This is a genomic window from Mesorhizobium sp. M0136 (assembly GCF_040322515.1).
Classification (GTDB): domain Bacteria; phylum Pseudomonadota; class Alphaproteobacteria; order Rhizobiales; family Rhizobiaceae; genus Mesorhizobium.
On record NZ_JAMYTP010000001.1, the window covers coordinates 291,115 to 305,715 of the forward strand.

Genomic DNA, 14,601 nt, shown 5'->3' on the forward strand with positions numbered 1-14,601 from the left:
ACAGCCTTCGGCTTGCCGCGCGCCGTCCGGAATGACGGCGCGCATTTTCTGTCACGGGCGACCATGCTGCTGCAAAGATTCCTGATCCGTCTTCTGACGATGGCGATCACGCTGTTCGGCGTGGCCGTCGTCGTCTTCGTCGTCATTCGTGTCGCGCCAGGCGATCCGATCGCGATGATGCTGCCGCCCGGTGCAACCGATGCCGACATCGCGCGTCTGCGCGCGCTTTACGGGCTGGACAAGACCATCGTCCACCAATTTTTCATCTGGCTGGCAGGTGTCGTCAGGGGCGATTTCGGCACTTCGATTTCGCTCCGGCAGGATGTTCTGGGCCTGGTCTTCAACCGCCTGCCGGCGACGCTGGAACTCGCGATCGTCGCGCTCTTGATGGCGCTGGCGATCGGCGGCACGACGGCGATCCTCGGCGCGCGCGAACGCGGCACCGCGGTCGAGGCTGGCATCGACATCGCCAGCGGTGCGGCGCTCTCGATTCCCGATTTCCTGTGGGGTTTGGTGCTGATCCTTTTGTTCGGCGTGCTGGTGCCGGTTTTCGACATTTCCGGCCGAGTGTCGCCGCAACTCGATCTGCCCTTCGTCACGCAGTTCTATTTGTTCGAGAGCATCGTGCGGCTGCGCTTCGACCTGACCAAGGATCTGCTGGCGCATGTGCTGATGCCGGCCGTGGCTCTGGCGCTGCCACTCGCCGCGATCATCTCGCAGCTGCTGAAACAATCGCTGAAGGAAGTGCTCGACCTCGACTATGTCCTGCTGGCGCGGGTAAAGGGCTTTTCGGAAACGCAGGTCATCCTACGCGAAGCGTTGAAAAACGCCGCCCTGCCGACGCTCACTCTGGTCGGCGTGCAGTTCACCTTCCTGATCGGCGGCACGGTCATCGTCGAGCGGCTATTTTCCTATGAGGGTCTCGGCAACATGGCGATCGATGCCGTCATCAACCGCGACCTGCCGCTGATCCAGGGCATCGTGCTGGTGTTCGCGCTGTTGTTCGTGCTGATCAACCTCAGCGTGGACATGATGTATGCGCTGCTTAATCCGAGGCTGCGCCATGGATGAGGCCCGCATTTCAAGACATGGCTCGCGGGCACGCCTGTGGCTGGCCGGCGGCTGGCTGCTGATTGCGCTGCTGGCCGCGATTTTTGCGCCGTTGGTCGCGCCGCAGGACCCACTGGCGCAGGATTTGATGCTGGAGCGGCTGCCGCCGTTCTGGCTGAGCGGTGCTGAGCCCGGCTACTGGCTCGGCACCGACAGCCTCGGCCGCGATCTTCTATCACGGCTGATCTTCGGTGCCCGCATCGCCTTCATCGTCGCCTTCGCGGCAGCCCTTGCCGCCTGCCTGGTCGGCTCGACGCTGGGGCTGATCGCCGGCTATTTCGGCGGCTGGGCCGACCGCATCATCTCGCGTATCGTCGATGTCTGGATGGCGTTTCCCCCGGTGCTGTTTGCCATCCTTCTGGTCGCTGTGCTCGGCACCGGCTTGAGCTCGGTTATCATTGCCATTGCCGTCATCGACTGGACGCGCTTCTGCCGGGTGATCCGCGCCGAGACGATGGGCCAGTCGCGCATGGACTATGTCGAGAGCGCCCGCATCGCCGGCTACGGCCGCATCGGCATCATGCTGCGCGAAGTGCTGCCCAATGTGGTGCCGTCGATCGTGGCACTGCTGTCGCTGGAGATGGGCATTGCCGTCATCGTCGAGGCGATCCTGTCCTTCGTCAATCTATCGATCTCGACCGACGACCCGACCTGGGGCGGCATCATCGCAGAGGGTCGCCTATCGATCCATCAGGCCTGGTGGGTGCTGGTGTTCCCGCTGGTCACCCTGATCCTCACGGTGCTGTCGTTCAGCCAGTTCGGCGAAGGTCTCAGGGCACGTTTCGATCCGGTGCTGCGATGAACGCGCTGGCGAAATCCTGCCTCGACATACGCGACCTTAGCGCGGTGCTGCCTAATGGCTTGCGCGTGTTGCGCTCGGTATCGCTTTCCGTTCAACCCGGCGAGGTCCGCGCGCTGGTCGGCGAGAGCGGCGCCGGCAAGACGATGATCGGCAAGGCGGTGCTCGGTGTGCTGCCAGCCAGCGTGCGCATTGTCGAAGGCGACATGCTGCTCGAGGGCGAGGACCTCGGCAAGCTTCAGCCGAAGGCAAGGCGCACGCTGATCGGCGCGCGCACCGCGCTGGTCCCGCAGGACCCGCTGACCGCGCTCAATCCGTCACGGCGAATCGGCCCACAGATGACCGACCGGCTGGTGCGCATCCTCGGCTGGAGCGGTGAGAAGGCCGATACACGCATCCGCCAATTGCTGGACGAGGTGCAGATCCGCGACCCCGAGCGTGTCCTCAAATGCTATCCGCACGAGCTGTCCGGCGGCATGCGCCAGCGCGTGCTGATCGCCGCCGCCTTCGCCGCCGAGCCAAGACTGATCGTCGCCGACGAGCCGACGACGGCGCTCGACGTCACCGTACAGAAACAGATCCTGCGCTTGATCGCTGCGTTGCAGCGCGAGCATGGCACGGCGATCCTGTTCGTCACCCATGATCTCGGCGTCGTTGCCAAGATCAGCCAGAAAGTTTCGGTGCTCTATGCCGGCAAGGTGGTGGAGGAGGCCGAGACGGCTGCTCTCTTCGCTGCCCCGCAGCACCCCTATACGCGGGCGCTGATGGCCGCGACGCCGCGCTACACCGATCACCTCACTTCGCTGAAACCCGTGGACGAGGCGGTACTGGCCGGGCTGGCCGCGGAGATTGCCGCCTCCGATCAGGCCTGGAGGCACCCGCATGGCTGAGCCACTGTTTTCCGTGCGCGGGCTGAAGGTTGCCTTACCCGACATGACGCGCAAGCCGTTGTTTGGCCGCGCTCCGCTGGCCGAGATCCTGAAAGGCCTGGACTTCGATCTGCCCAGGGGATCGGTGACCGGCATCGTCGGCGAATCCGGGTCGGGGAAATCGACGCTCGGCCGCGCGCTGGTGCGTCTGCTGGAGCCCAGCGCCGGCAGCGTCAGCTTCGACGGCCGCGACATCACGCATCTGCCTGAGGCGGAGCTGCGGCCCGTACGCCGCAATCTGCAGATGATCTTCCAGGACCCGATGTCGTCGCTTAACCCACGCCGCACCATCGCCAGCATCATCGCCGCACCACTCAAACAGAATGGCCTCGGCGACAATCTGAAAGCCCGAGTTGCCGAAGCGCTTCAGCGCGTCGGCCTGCCGCAAGGCTTCGCCAGCCGCTATCGTCATGAATTGTCGGGCGGCCAGCGCCAGCGCGTCGGTATTGCCCGCGCGCTGGCGCTGTCGCCGAAATTCGTGCTGGCCGACGAAATCGTCTCAGGCCTCGACGTGTCGACGCAGGCACAGATCCTGACGCTGCTGGAAGAACTCGCCGCCGACATGGGCCTGACCGTTGCCTTCATCAGCCATGACCTGTCGGTGATCCGGCGGCTCTGCCGGCAAGTGATCGTCATGCGCGAAGGCGCGATCGTCGAAGCCAGTGCGACGGATACTTTGTTCGAGAAGCCGCAGCAGGCTTACACGCGCGACCTCCTCGCCGCCATTCCGCTGCCCGAGATCGATGACGTCTGGCTGCTTCCCCCCGCAAAGGCGCCGTCATGAACACATTCCTACTCGCACACCGAAGAGCGGGCCTCGGACGTGCGCCGACAAGTCAGCTCGCGAAACGGAGGAGAACTGGAATGCAATACGCAATCAGAAACACAATGCTTGCGGCCGCTCTGGCCGGCTCGATGGGAGCAGCCTCGGCTGATTCGATACCTGGCATGCGTGGCCACGACCACACCGGCGTCACCGTCCCCGACATGCAGCAGGCCGTCGAGTTTTTTACCGAGGTGGTCGGCTGCAAGAAGGCGATGTCGTTCGGCCCGTTCGCCGACGACAAGGGCACGTTCATGCAGGATCTGCTGGGCGTCGATCCCAAGGCAGTGATCGAGGAGATCACCCTGGTCCGCTGCGGACACGGGTCGAACATCGAGCTGTTCAAATACACCGCGCCGGACCAGAAGGACCTGACGCCTCGCAACAGCGACATAGGCGGCTTCCACATCGCCTTCTATGTCGACGACATCGCCGCCGCAAAAGCCTATCTTGACGGCAAAGGCGTCAAGACGCGGATGGGGCCGCTGCCGGTTACCGAAGGCCCGGCCGCCGGCCAGACCATCCTTTACTTCCAGGCGCCGTGGGGCTTGCAGTTGGAAGCGATCAGCTATCCCAATGGCATGGCCTATGAAAAAGATGCGGAGACGGTGCTGTGGAGCCCGAAGAACCCGGAGAAATAGCCCGGAGCTTCCCTGGCCAGCGCAAGCCGACTGCCGGCAAGCTTGGTTTCTGAGGCGGATTGTTTCAATCCTGAAACTTCAAGCTTGAATTAATCTGCTTCAGGCGTAAACTCGACTGACAGAAGCGAAGAGGAGATCGCACGATGAAAGTTGCGGTTCTCGGCGGCGGACCAGCCGGGCTCTACTTTGCAATCTCGCTGAAGCTCAGGGATGCCGTGCATGAGGTCACGGTATTCGAGCGCAACCGTGCCGATGATACATTCGGCTGGGGCGTCGTGCTGTCGGCCGAAACGCTGGAGAACCTGACCAAAAACGACCCGGTCAGCGCCGTCTGGATCCGCAAGCATTTCGCCTATTGGGACGACATCGCCGTCATCCATGACGGCGTGCGAACGGTCTCGACCGGTCATGGCTTTTGCGGCATCGGCCGCAAGCGGCTGCTCACCCTGCTGCAACGGCGGGCGCGCGAGCTCGGCGTCAAGCTGGTCTTCGAATCCGACATCGCCGATCCAAAGCCGTTTATGGAGACGCACGACCTGGTTGTCGCCGCCGACGGGCTGAACTCGAAAGCGCGGGGCACCTTCGTCGACGTGTTCAAGCCCGATATCGACATCCGTAAATGCAAGTTCGTTTGGCTCGGCACCCACCAGAAATTCGACGACGCCTTCACGTTCATCTTCGAGAAAACCGAGCATGGCTGGGTGTGGGCGCATGCCTACCAGTTCGACAGCGATACCGCGACCTTCATCGTAGAATGCAGCGAGCAGACCTGGCAGCGCTTCGGCTTCGGCGCGATGTCGCAGCAGGAATCAATTGCCGTCTGCGAGCGCATCTTTGCCCGTCATCTCGGCGGCCACGCGCTGATGACCAACGCCAATCATATCCGCGGCTCGGCGTGGATCAATTTCCCGCGCGTCTTGTGCGAACGCTGGTCCTACAAGAACCTGGCGCTGATGGGCGACGCGGCGGCGAGCGCGCATTTCTCGATCGGTTCCGGCACCAAGCTGGCGCTGGAAAGCGCGGTGGCGCTGGCCGACTATGTCGAGTCCGAACCGGACCTCGAAGCAGCCTTCCGCAAATATGAGGACGCCCGCCGCACCGAAGTGCTGAAGCTGCAGTCGGCGGCGCGCAATTCGCTCGAATGGTTCGAAGAGGTCGAGCGCTATCTTGGCCTCGATCCGGTGCAGTTCAACTATTCGCTGCTGACGCGTTCGCAGCGCATCAGTCACGAGAATTTGCGGTTGCGCGATGCCGAATGGCTGGCCGGCGCCGAGGAATGGTTCCAGCGTCAGGCCGGTGCCGGCGGCAACAGTCTGCGTCGCGCGCCGATGTTCGCGCCGTTCCGGCTGCGCGGCATGGCGCTGCAGAACCGCGTCGTCGTCTCGCCGATGGCGCAGTACAAAGCGGTCGACGGCTGTCCGACTGACTGGCATTTCGCCCATTACGCCGAACGGGCCAAGGGCGGCGCCGGTCTCCTCTACATCGAGATGACCTGCGTCAGCGCGGAGGGCCGCATCACGCCTGGCTGCCCCGGTTTCTATGCGCCCGAGCATGAGGTCGCCTGGAAGCGGCTGGTCGAGTTCGTCCATGCCGAGACCGAGGCCAAGATCTGCGCCCAGATCGGCCATTCCGGTGCCAAAGGGTCGACCAGGCTCGGCTGGCAGGGAACCGACGTGCCGCTGCCCTCAGGCAATTGGCCGGTCATGGCAGCCTCTTCCGTGCCGTGGTCGCCGGAAAACCAGGTGCCGAAGGCGATGGACCGCGCCGACATGGATATGGTGCGCGACCAGTTTGTCGCTTCGGCCGAGATGGCGGCGCGCTGCGGCTTCGACATGCTCGAAATCCACGCCGCGCACGGCTACCTCCTGTCCTCCTTCATCACGCCCTTGACCAACCGGCGCACCGACTCCTATGGCGGCTCGCTGGAAAACCGCATGCGCTATCCCTTGGAAATCTTTCATGCGGTGCGCGCCGCATGGCCGGCCGAGAAGCCGATCTCGATGCGCATCTCCGCCAATGACTGGCTGGGCATCGAAGGCGTGACGCCGGCCGATGCCGTAGAGATCGCGCGGCTGCTGCATGAGGCCGGCGTAGACATCTGCGACGTATCGGCCGGCCAGACTTCGGCCGTGGCAAGACCGGTCTATGGCCGCATGTTCCAAACGCCGTTTTCCGATCGCATCCGCAACGAGGTCGGCATGGCGACGATGGCGGTCGGCAATATCTATGAGCCGGACCACGTCAACTCGATCCTGATGGCGGGCCGCGCCGATCTCGTCGCACTGGCTAGGCCGCATCTTGCCGATCCGTACTGGACGCTGCACGCGGCCGTCACGCTTGGCGATCGCGGCGTCAAATGGCCGGATCCCTATCTGCCCGGCCGCGACCAGCTCTACCGGCTGGCCGAACGCGAAGCGGCGGCGGGGTTGAAAGTATGAGTGCCGCCGCGACGATTTCGGGGCGTCATGCGCTGGTCACCGGCGGCGGCTCCGGCGTCGGCCGCGCAATCGCGCTGGCGCTGGCCGGCGCGGGCATTAACGTGACCATCTGCGGCCGGCGCGTGGAGCCGCTTGCCGAGGTTGCCGCCGAGAACAAGCGCATCTTCGCAGTTGCCGCCGACGTCACCGACGAGGCATCGATGACGGCGCTCTACGAGGCCGCGGAAGCGGCGCACGGAGCGTTCGACATCGTCGTTGCCAATGCCGGCATGTCCGGCAGTGCTCCGGCGCAGCGGACCTCGCTGGCAGACTGGCAGCGCACGCTCGACGTCAACTTGACCGGTGCGTTCCTGACGGTGAAGCCGGCGTTGGCCGGCATGGCAGGGCGCAAGACTGGCCGTATCATCTTCGTCGCCTCCACCGCCGGACTGAAAGGCTATCCCTATGTCTCAGCTTACGTTGCCGCCAAGCATGGCGTCGTCGGCCTGATGCGGGCACTCGCCGTCGAGAGCGCCAAGTCCGGCATAACAGTGAATGCCGTGTGCCCAGGGTTTGTCGAAACCGAGATGCTGGAGAGCGCCGTCCAGCGCATCGTCGAAGCGACCGGCCGCTCGTCCGAGCGGGCACGGGCAAGCCTTGCCGCGACCAACCCGCAAGACCGCTTCATCCAGCCGGAGGAAATTGCGGCCGCGGTACTTTATCTGTGTGGCGACGCCGCCCGGTCGATTACCGGGCAGACGATGTCGATCTCCGGAGGTGAGACATGGTAGCCGGTCCCCTACCCGCCCCGTCCGGACCCGGCAAGGACCGCCTGCGGCTGTGGATTCGCCTGCTGCGCGCCTCGCGCACCATCGAGGCCGAGCTGCGCGAACGCCTGCGGCAAGAGTTCAACACGACGCTGCCACGCTTCGACGTGATGGCCGCGCTCTACCGCGCGCCGGAAGGCATGCTGATGAGCGATCTTTCGCGCTTCCTGCTGGTGTCCAACGGCAATGTCACCGGCATCATCGACCGGCTGGTCTCGGAAGGGCTGGTGATGCGGGCCCGACGCAATGGCGACCGCCGCACTTCGATGGTGCGGCTGACGGAAGAGGGATCGAAGACTTTCGCTGTGATCGCCGCCGCGCATGAAAAATGGGTCGGCGAGTTGCTGGGCAATGTGAGCGAGGACGAGGCGCGCCGGCTGACCGGCATGCTGACCTCCTTCCGCAGCAATTGGGAGGGACGGGAATGACGAAGATGGCTGGCCGCAAGCCGAAGCATTTCCTCTGGCAGGTCGAAGGCAAGATCGCAAAAATCCGGCTCGATCGGCCGGAGCGCAAGAACCCGCTGACCTTCGACAGCTATGCCGAATTGCGCGACACTTTTCGCGATCTCGTCTATGCCGACGATGTCGATGCGGTGGTGTTCCTTCCCAATGGCGGCAATTTCTGCTCGGGCGGCGATGTCCACGAGATCATCGGCCCACTGGTCAAGATGGACATGAAGGCGCTGCTCGCCTTCACCCGCATGACCGGCGATTTCGTCAAGGCGATGCTGAATTGCGGCAAGCCGATTATTGCTGCGGTCGACGGCGTGGCGGTCGGCGCCGGCGCAATCATCGCCATGGCGTCCGATATCCGCATCGCCACGCCACAGGCCAAAACGGCCTTCCTGTTCACCCGCGTCGGCCTTGCCGGCTGCGACATGGGCGCCTGCGCGATCCTGCCGCGCATCATTGGCCAGGGCCGCGCCGCCGAGCTGCTCTATACGGGCCGCACGATGAGCGCCGAGGAAGGCGAGCGCTGGGGCTTCTACAACCGGCTGGTCGATGCCGCAACGCTAGAGGCCGACGCGCTCGACATGGCCGCGCGCGTCGTTTCGGGCCCGACCTTCGCCCATGGCATGACCAAGACGCAGCTGAATCAGGAATGGTCGATGGGGCTTGACCAGGCTATCGAATCGGAAGCGCAGGCGCAGGCGATCTGCATGCAGACACGCGATTTCGAACGGGCGTACGAGGCTTTCGTCGCCGAGGAAAAGCCGGTGTTCGAGGGGAATTGAGGATGTTTTCTTCGATAAAGACCGACAGGTTCGCGGGACAGCGCCCCCCTCTGTCCTGCCGGACATCTCCCCCATTTGGGGGGAGATCGGATGTCACCGCCGGTTTCGCCATTCGCCAGCGTCGCAGGAAAGGCGCTGCTGGCCAAGCTGCCAATCTCCCCCCAAGTGGGGGAGGTGTCCGGCAGGACAGAGGGGGGCGCTGTAGAGCGCGAGGCCCGAAGCATAGCGGAGGCAGAAATGTCTGATCGGTCCTTCCTCAACTGGCCGTTCTTCGAGGACCGACACCGCGCACTCGCCGAAGAGCTGGATGCCTGGTGCGGGAAAAACCTGCCGGTCGCGCATGACGATGTCGACGCCGCCTGCCGCGAGCTGGTGGCTAAGCTCGGCCAAGACGGCTGGCTGAAACCAACGGCGCTCGACACGGAAAGCCCCGGGCCGCTCGACGTGCGCGCGCTCTGCCTCACGCGCGAGACGCTGGCCCGGCATGATGGGCTCGCCGATTTCGCCTTCGCCATGCAAGGGCTCGGCACTGGCGCGCTCAGCCTGTTCGGCACGCCAGACCAGCAGCACTGGCTGGCAAAGACACGGGCCGGCAAGGCGATTTCGGCTTTCGCGCTTTCGGAGCCGCGTTCGGGCTCGGACGTTGCCAATATGGAAATGACCGCCGCGCGTGACGGCGACAGCTATCACCTATCCGGCGAAAAGACCTGGATCTCCAACGGCGGTATCGCTGACTTTTATGTTGTCTTTGCCCGTACCGGCGAGGCGCCCGGCGCCAAGGGGCTTTCCGCCTTCGTCGTGCCTTCCGAGGCCGAGGGGCTGACCATCGCCGAGCGGCTGGAGGTGATCGCGCCGCACCCGCTCGCCCGGCTATCTTTCGACAATGCACGCGTCCCAGCCTCGGCGCTGATCGGCAAACCCGGTGACGGTTTTCGCATCGCCATGTCGGTGCTCGACGTGTTCCGTTCGACTGTCGGCGCAGCGGCGCTCGGCCTTGCCCGGCGCGCGCTGGACGAAAGCATCACAAGAGTGGCCGAGCGCAAGCTGTTCGGTGCACCGATGGCCGAGCTGCAGATGGTGCAGGGCCATATCGCCGACATGGCGCTGGATGTCGATGCCGCCGCCTTGCTGGTCTACCGCGCCGCCTGGACCAAGGACATGGGCGCGGCTCGGGTTACCCGCGAAGCCGCCATGGCCAAGCTGTTCGCTACCGACAAAGCGCAAGAGGTGATCGACAAGGCTGTGCAGCTGCATGGCGGCGACGGCGTCCGCAAGGGCCATATCGTCGAAAGACTGTATCGCGAGATCCGGGCACTGCGCATCTACGAGGGAGCCTCCGACGTGCAGAAAGTGGTGATTGCACGCCAAGTGATGGGAGCGGGCTGAGACAGGAGTTTGCGTAAAAATTGATTGTCCTCGAGTTTTGAGCGACCGGATTTGAGCATTGGGAGGTTTTGACATGCACACCATCCTGCAGCCGGAAGGCTGGGCGAAACCCGTCGGCTACGCCAACGGCGTCGCCGCGCGCGGGCAGCTTGTCTTCGTCGGCGGGCAGGTCGGCTGGAACGGACAGGGCTGCTTCGAGACCGATGATCTTGTCGGTCAGGTGCGGCAAACGCTGGCCAATATTGTCGCCGTGCTCGCCGAGGCCGGCGCCAAGCCGCAGCATATCACCTCGATGACCTGGTACTTTACCGACAAGGCGGAATATCTGGCCAATCTCAAGGGGATCGGCGAGGTCTATCGCGAGGTGATCGGCCGGCATTTTCCGGCGATGGCCGCCATGCAGGTGATGGCGCTGGTCGAGGATCGCGCCAAGGTTGAGATCCAGGCCACGGCGGTTATTCCGGAGTGACGGCAACACGCGGCAATTTTTTAAGCTTAAACTTTCGCCTTGAAAAGCGCGGTACTTTGGATAGCATCCGATGTCTTACGACTGCCGTGCCGGGAGGGCTTTCCGGCAGTCCCGTCACTTGGCGCATCAAAACCGTGCGGGGGCCAAACCCGCCCGATCACAACCAGAGGGAACGAAAATGAACTTCACCCGTCGCAACCTGCTGCTTCTTGCTGCCGCCATCGGCATCGCCGGCGGCCCGGCCTCTGCCGAAGGCACGCTGAATGTCGGCGCCTATCCGACCAATCCGCCTTTTGAATACAAGAACGAGAGCGGCACGTTCGAGGGTTTCGAAGTCGACATCATCAATGAGGCGGCAAAGCGTATCGGCATGACCACTGATATCGCCGACCTCGGTTTCCAGGCGCTGTTCGCCGCCACCACCTCGAAGCGCATCGACGTCGCCATCTCGTCGATCACCATCACGCCGGAGCGGCTGAAGTCTCAGTCGTTCACGCAGCCCTACTATGATTCCGACATGGGCATCGCCGCGAAGGCCGACAGCCCAATCAAGGCCGAGGCCGACCTCAAGGGCAAGATCGTCGGCGTGCTGTCCGGCTCGACCGGCGAAGCCTGGGTGAAGGCCCACCAGGAGGCGGACGGGTTCAGTGACGTCAAAGGCTACGACACGCAGCAGAATTTGCTGCTCGATCTCAGCTCCGGCCGCGTCGATGCAGCGGTCAGCGATATTCCGGGCCTGGAATATTCCTTCACCAGGATGAGGGATCTCGCCGTGAAAGAGCGCATCAAGACCGGCGAGCAGTACGGCCTGATGATGACCAAGGACCACCCGCTGCTCGGCAAGCTGAACGACGCGCTGACCGCGATGAAGAAGGACGGCACGCTGGCCGCGATCCACAAGAAGTGGTTCGGCAGCGACGCACCGGCCGATTCCTCGACCGTCAAGGAAATGCCTATGCCGAAGGCCTGAGCGGCAGTTCGCGCTTAAATTTTGTGCCGGCTTTCGTACCGGCACGATTTCGGGCTGGGGCTCGAGCGTCGCGGGACGCCAAACGTTTCGGAAATGCTGCGATGTCGCTGCTGGACACCTTCTTCAACGCCGACGTCATGGTCTCCAGCCTGCCGGCGCTGCTGCGCGGTTTCCTGAACACGCTGCTGCTCGGAATCATGAGCATCGGCATCGGTATTCCCGTCGGCCTCGCGATCAGCCTGGTGCGGCTCTATGCGCCAAAGCCGCTTCGGCTGCTGGCTGTCGGCTACATCGACATTTTCCGGGCGATGCCAGTGCTGGTGGTGCTGATCCTGATCTACTATGCGCTGCCGTTCCTCGGCATTCGCCTGTCATCGTGGACGTCCGCGGTGATGGCGTTCGCCATCATCATGGCGGCCTATTCGGCCGAGGTGTTCCGCTCCGGCATAGAGAGCATTCCGCGCGGCCAGTTCGAGGCGGCGCAGGCGCTCGGTCTGCCGTTCTTGCTGACCTTGCGCAAGGTAGTGCTGCCGCAGGCGATCCGCGTCGTCATTCCGCCAATGACCAGCAATTGCGTTTCGATGTTCAAGGATACTTCGCTCGCCTCCACGGTAGCATTGCCTGAACTGCTGAAGGAAGCGACCAACGCGCAATCGCTCTATGCCAATCCTTCACCGCTGATCGGCGCGGCGCTGGTCTATCTGATCTTTCTCTGGCCGATGGTCCGACTCGTCAGCCTCCTGGAACGCCGCTTCCAGACCGAAAAGACCCGCTGAGGCCGCCAACGATTTCCGTCCGCCAATTCCCCGAATATCAACTTCCGTTAGGCACTTCGCAGGAGACGAGCTTGAACCAGCATCAGATTTCGAAAACCGGCGATGCCGCAGCTTTCCCGGTCGAGACGATCCGCGCCATGTTTCCCGCCTTGCAGCAAGCCGGAGACTTCGTCTTCATGGATAATGCCGCCGGCGCGCAGATCCCGCAAAGCGTGCTCGATGCGGTCACCAACCATTTGGTCGCGCATAATGTGCAGCGCGGCGGCCGCTATGGCCGCAGCGTCACCGTCGATCAAGCCGTGGCCGGCGCGCGTGAAAGCGTGGCCTTGCTGATCAACGCTACCAACCCGGCGGAGATCTGCTTCGGCATGAACGCCACTTCGTTCATCCGCCTGGTCAGCCTCGGCATCGGCCAGATGCTTTCCGAGCGCCCAAACGGGGGGCGTGACGAGATCGTCATCACCGACATGGATCACGACGCTAATATCGCGACGTGGCTGGCGCTGGCGCCCGCTGGTGCCAAGTTCAAATGGTGGCGGATGCGCGAGGACGGCAATCTGCATGTCGACGATTTGCGCCCGCTGGTCTCAGAGCGCACCCGGCTCGTCGCCTGCACGGTGACGGCGCATTCGATCGGCTCGATTGTCGACGTTGCTTCCGTGGCTGGGATTGCGCATGCGGCAGGCGCCGAAGTGTTCCTCGACTGCGTGCATTACGGCCCGCACGGGTTGATCGATGTGCAGGCCTGGGATTGCGATTATCTGGTCTGCTCCGGCTACAAGAATTTCTCGCCTCATATGGGCTTCCTGTGGGGCCGCTTCGAAACACTGAAGCGCTTGCCGACCTTCCGCGAGGATTTCATCCCCGACGAGCCGCCTTATAAGATCGAGGCCGGTACCTTCATCTACGAGAACGTCTCCGGCATGGATGCCGCGGTGCGCTATCTCGAGTCGATCGGCCGCAATTTCTTGTCCGAGAATAACCGGTCGCGTCGCGACAACATCGTCGCCGGCATGAATGCCATCCGCGATTACGAGCAGGTGCTGGCGCGCGAAATGCTGGCGGTGCTCAAGGGTTGCGGCGCGACGATCTATGGTGTCGCCGACGAAGCACGCCTCAGCGAGCGCGTGCCGACTTTCTGTTTCAACATCGGCACGCTGTCGCCGCAGAGGATCGTCGAGGAAATGGCCGAGATGCAGATCGGCATTCGCGACGGCCATATGTATGCGCCGCGCCTGATGAAGCGGCTCAACTTAAGCATGGACAGCGGCGCCGTCCGCGCCTCGCTGGTGCATTACAATACGATCGAGGAAGTTCGGCGTTTCGGCGAGGCGCTGCGTACCATCATCGCCCGGCTGTCCTGATCGGGCTGTCCGGCTGCGCTTGCGCCGTTCTGGTGGAGCGCGAAGGCGGTTGCACCCGGGCTCTCCAAGCCGGGGCGCAACTGCATGCTTGGGATCAGGTAATCGCCGCCATTCTGCTGCCGATAAGGAATGGGCCGGATTGTCTCGAGCGTCCGCATCCTCTCGCGCAGCCGCTCCGCGACAGGCTCGAAATCGGCTTCCCCAAAACGGTCCACCCTGTAAACCACGAACGGCGGAAGCACGTCGTAGCCCGGATAATAGAGAATTCCGTGATTGATCGGGAACAGCAGGTCGTCGATCGGGCCGTTGACGCCGCGGGCAGAATAATGCTCCTTCCAGCCGCCGGTGGTCACGATCAGCATTGCGCGCTTGCCGGCGAGCGTTCCCTCACCAAAGCGGTCACCCCACCGCTTGTCGCTGTGCTCGCCAACGCCATAGGCGAAGCCGTAGGCGTACACGCGATCGACCCAGCCCTTGAGGATCGCCGGCATGGCGTACCACCACAGCGGGAACTGGAGGATCAGGGTGTCGGCCCATAGCAGCTTGTCGATCTCGGCTTTGACGTCATCGGTCAGAGTGTTGGTCGCGAAAGCCTTTTTGGAGGCGCCGGCCGGCAGGAAGCGTGCTTCGGCCGGCCACGCCGGAAAGTCGGCACGGTCCACCTCGGCTTTCCAGCCGTCGGCATAGAGGTCCGACACCCGCACCTCGTGGCCTTGGGCCTCGAGTTCCCTGATGGCGACGTCACGCAGCGCGCCGTTGAGCGAACGCGGTTCAGGATGAGCAAAAACAAGCAGGACTTTCATGGGTCTACTCCGAAGAAGGACGATAGACACCAAAGGTAGCCAGCCGCGGG

At 63.5% G+C, this 14,601-nt stretch carries 15 protein-coding genes; 14 read left to right on the forward strand and 1 reads right to left on the reverse strand.

Annotated features, from left to right (window positions below):
• Positions 1-63 precede the first annotated feature (63 nt).
• From NKJ35_RS01400 to NKJ35_RS01465, 14 genes are all read left to right on the forward strand, one after another.
• Positions 64-1,071 carry an ABC transporter permease gene (locus NKJ35_RS01400; RefSeq protein ID WP_352644464.1) on the forward strand — a complete coding sequence of 336 codons (1,008 nt, stop codon included), beginning with the start codon at positions 64-66 and terminating at the stop codon, positions 1,069-1,071.
• Positions 1,064-1,912, forward strand: coding sequence for an ABC transporter permease (locus tag NKJ35_RS01405; protein WP_352644466.1), 849 nt, complete (start codon positions 1,064-1,066; stop codon positions 1,910-1,912). Before NKJ35_RS01400 ends, NKJ35_RS01405 begins: the two co-directional genes overlap by 8 nt.
• Positions 1,909-2,799: an ABC transporter ATP-binding protein gene (locus NKJ35_RS01410; RefSeq protein WP_352644467.1), complete on the forward strand. Its 891-nt coding sequence runs from the start codon at positions 1,909-1,911 to the stop codon at positions 2,797-2,799. Before NKJ35_RS01405 ends, NKJ35_RS01410 begins: the two co-directional genes overlap by 4 nt.
• Positions 2,792-3,622, forward strand: a complete 831-nt coding sequence (locus NKJ35_RS01415) for an ATP-binding cassette domain-containing protein (RefSeq protein WP_352644468.1) — start codon at positions 2,792-2,794, stop codon at positions 3,620-3,622. The genes NKJ35_RS01410 and NKJ35_RS01415 overlap by 8 nt, the downstream gene beginning before the upstream one ends.
• 80 nt (positions 3,623-3,702) lie before the next feature.
• On the forward strand, positions 3,703-4,302 hold the full coding sequence (locus NKJ35_RS01420; protein ID WP_352644469.1) for a VOC family protein: 600 nt from the start codon (positions 3,703-3,705) through the stop codon (positions 4,300-4,302).
• Positions 4,303-4,445: 143 nt separating this feature from the next.
• Positions 4,446-6,740, forward strand: a complete 2,295-nt coding sequence (locus NKJ35_RS01425) for a bifunctional salicylyl-CoA 5-hydroxylase/oxidoreductase (protein ID WP_352644470.1) — start codon at positions 4,446-4,448, stop codon at positions 6,738-6,740.
• The gene (locus NKJ35_RS01430; RefSeq protein ID WP_352644471.1) at positions 6,737-7,510 is read left to right on the forward strand and encodes an SDR family NAD(P)-dependent oxidoreductase; all 774 of its coding nucleotides are present in this window, start codon (positions 6,737-6,739) and stop codon (positions 7,508-7,510) included. The genes NKJ35_RS01425 and NKJ35_RS01430 overlap by 4 nt, the downstream gene beginning before the upstream one ends.
• Complete coding sequence (locus NKJ35_RS01435; RefSeq protein WP_254816232.1) at positions 7,504-7,974, forward strand: MarR family winged helix-turn-helix transcriptional regulator; 471 nt, start codon at positions 7,504-7,506, stop codon at positions 7,972-7,974. Before NKJ35_RS01430 ends, NKJ35_RS01435 begins: the two co-directional genes overlap by 7 nt.
• Complete coding sequence (locus NKJ35_RS01440) at positions 7,971-8,783, forward strand: enoyl-CoA hydratase family protein (protein ID WP_352644472.1); 813 nt, start codon at positions 7,971-7,973, stop codon at positions 8,781-8,783. The genes NKJ35_RS01435 and NKJ35_RS01440 overlap by 4 nt, the downstream gene beginning before the upstream one ends.
• A 237-nt stretch (positions 8,784-9,020) precedes the next feature.
• Positions 9,021-10,169 (forward strand): acyl-CoA dehydrogenase family protein, encoded by a 1,149-nt coding sequence (locus NKJ35_RS01445; protein ID WP_352644473.1) that lies wholly within the window; start codon positions 9,021-9,023, stop codon positions 10,167-10,169.
• Positions 10,170-10,242: 73 nt separating this feature from the next.
• On the forward strand, positions 10,243-10,638 hold the full coding sequence (locus NKJ35_RS01450) for a RidA family protein (RefSeq protein WP_254816235.1): 396 nt from the start codon (positions 10,243-10,245) through the stop codon (positions 10,636-10,638).
• A 178-nt stretch (positions 10,639-10,816) separates the two neighbouring features.
• Positions 10,817-11,608: an ABC transporter substrate-binding protein gene (locus NKJ35_RS01455; protein ID WP_352644474.1), complete on the forward strand. Its 792-nt coding sequence runs from the start codon at positions 10,817-10,819 to the stop codon at positions 11,606-11,608.
• A 101-nt stretch (positions 11,609-11,709) separates the two neighbouring features.
• Positions 11,710-12,384: an amino acid ABC transporter permease gene (locus tag NKJ35_RS01460; RefSeq protein ID WP_292656040.1), complete on the forward strand. Its 675-nt coding sequence runs from the start codon at positions 11,710-11,712 to the stop codon at positions 12,382-12,384.
• A 71-nt stretch (positions 12,385-12,455) separates the two neighbouring features.
• A complete protein-coding gene (locus NKJ35_RS01465; protein WP_352644475.1) occupies positions 12,456-13,748 on the forward strand; it encodes a cysteine desulfurase-like protein in 1,293 nt (430 codons plus the stop codon).
• Here the strand turns inward: NKJ35_RS01465 and NKJ35_RS01470 are convergent.
• Positions 13,679-14,551: an NAD(P)H-dependent oxidoreductase gene (locus NKJ35_RS01470; RefSeq protein WP_352644476.1), complete on the reverse strand. Its 873-nt coding sequence runs from the start codon at positions 14,549-14,551 to the stop codon at positions 13,679-13,681. The genes NKJ35_RS01465 and NKJ35_RS01470 overlap by 70 nt on opposite strands.
• Positions 14,552-14,601: the final 50 nt, after the last annotated feature.

Excerpts from the sequence above, each read along its gene's own strand:
- NKJ35_RS01400 (WP_352644464.1), top strand. The coding sequence starts at position 64 with ATGCTGCTGCAAAGATTCCTGATCCGTCTTCTGACGATGGCGATCACG.
- NKJ35_RS01405 (WP_352644466.1), top strand. The coding sequence starts at position 1,064 with ATGGATGAGGCCCGCATTTCAAGACATGGCTCGCGGGCACGCCTGTGG.
- NKJ35_RS01410 (WP_352644467.1), top strand. The coding sequence starts at position 1,909 with ATGAACGCGCTGGCGAAATCCTGCCTCGACATACGCGACCTTAGCGCG.
- NKJ35_RS01415 (WP_352644468.1), top strand. The coding sequence starts at position 2,792 with ATGGCTGAGCCACTGTTTTCCGTGCGCGGGCTGAAGGTTGCCTTACCC.
- NKJ35_RS01420 (WP_352644469.1), top strand. The coding sequence starts at position 3,703 with ATGCAATACGCAATCAGAAACACAATGCTTGCGGCCGCTCTGGCCGGC.
- NKJ35_RS01425 (WP_352644470.1), top strand. The coding sequence starts at position 4,446 with ATGAAAGTTGCGGTTCTCGGCGGCGGACCAGCCGGGCTCTACTTTGCA.
- NKJ35_RS01430 (WP_352644471.1), top strand. The coding sequence starts at position 6,737 with ATGAGTGCCGCCGCGACGATTTCGGGGCGTCATGCGCTGGTCACCGGC.
- NKJ35_RS01435 (WP_254816232.1), top strand. The coding sequence starts at position 7,504 with ATGGTAGCCGGTCCCCTACCCGCCCCGTCCGGACCCGGCAAGGACCGC.
- NKJ35_RS01440 (WP_352644472.1), top strand. The coding sequence starts at position 7,971 with ATGACGAAGATGGCTGGCCGCAAGCCGAAGCATTTCCTCTGGCAGGTC.
- NKJ35_RS01445 (WP_352644473.1), top strand. The coding sequence starts at position 9,021 with ATGTCTGATCGGTCCTTCCTCAACTGGCCGTTCTTCGAGGACCGACAC.
- NKJ35_RS01450 (WP_254816235.1), top strand. The coding sequence starts at position 10,243 with ATGCACACCATCCTGCAGCCGGAAGGCTGGGCGAAACCCGTCGGCTAC.
- NKJ35_RS01455 (WP_352644474.1), top strand. The coding sequence starts at position 10,817 with ATGAACTTCACCCGTCGCAACCTGCTGCTTCTTGCTGCCGCCATCGGC.
- NKJ35_RS01460 (WP_292656040.1), top strand. The coding sequence starts at position 11,710 with ATGTCGCTGCTGGACACCTTCTTCAACGCCGACGTCATGGTCTCCAGC.
- NKJ35_RS01470 (WP_352644476.1), bottom strand. The coding sequence starts at position 14,551 with ATGAAAGTCCTGCTTGTTTTTGCTCATCCTGAACCGCGTTCGCTCAAC.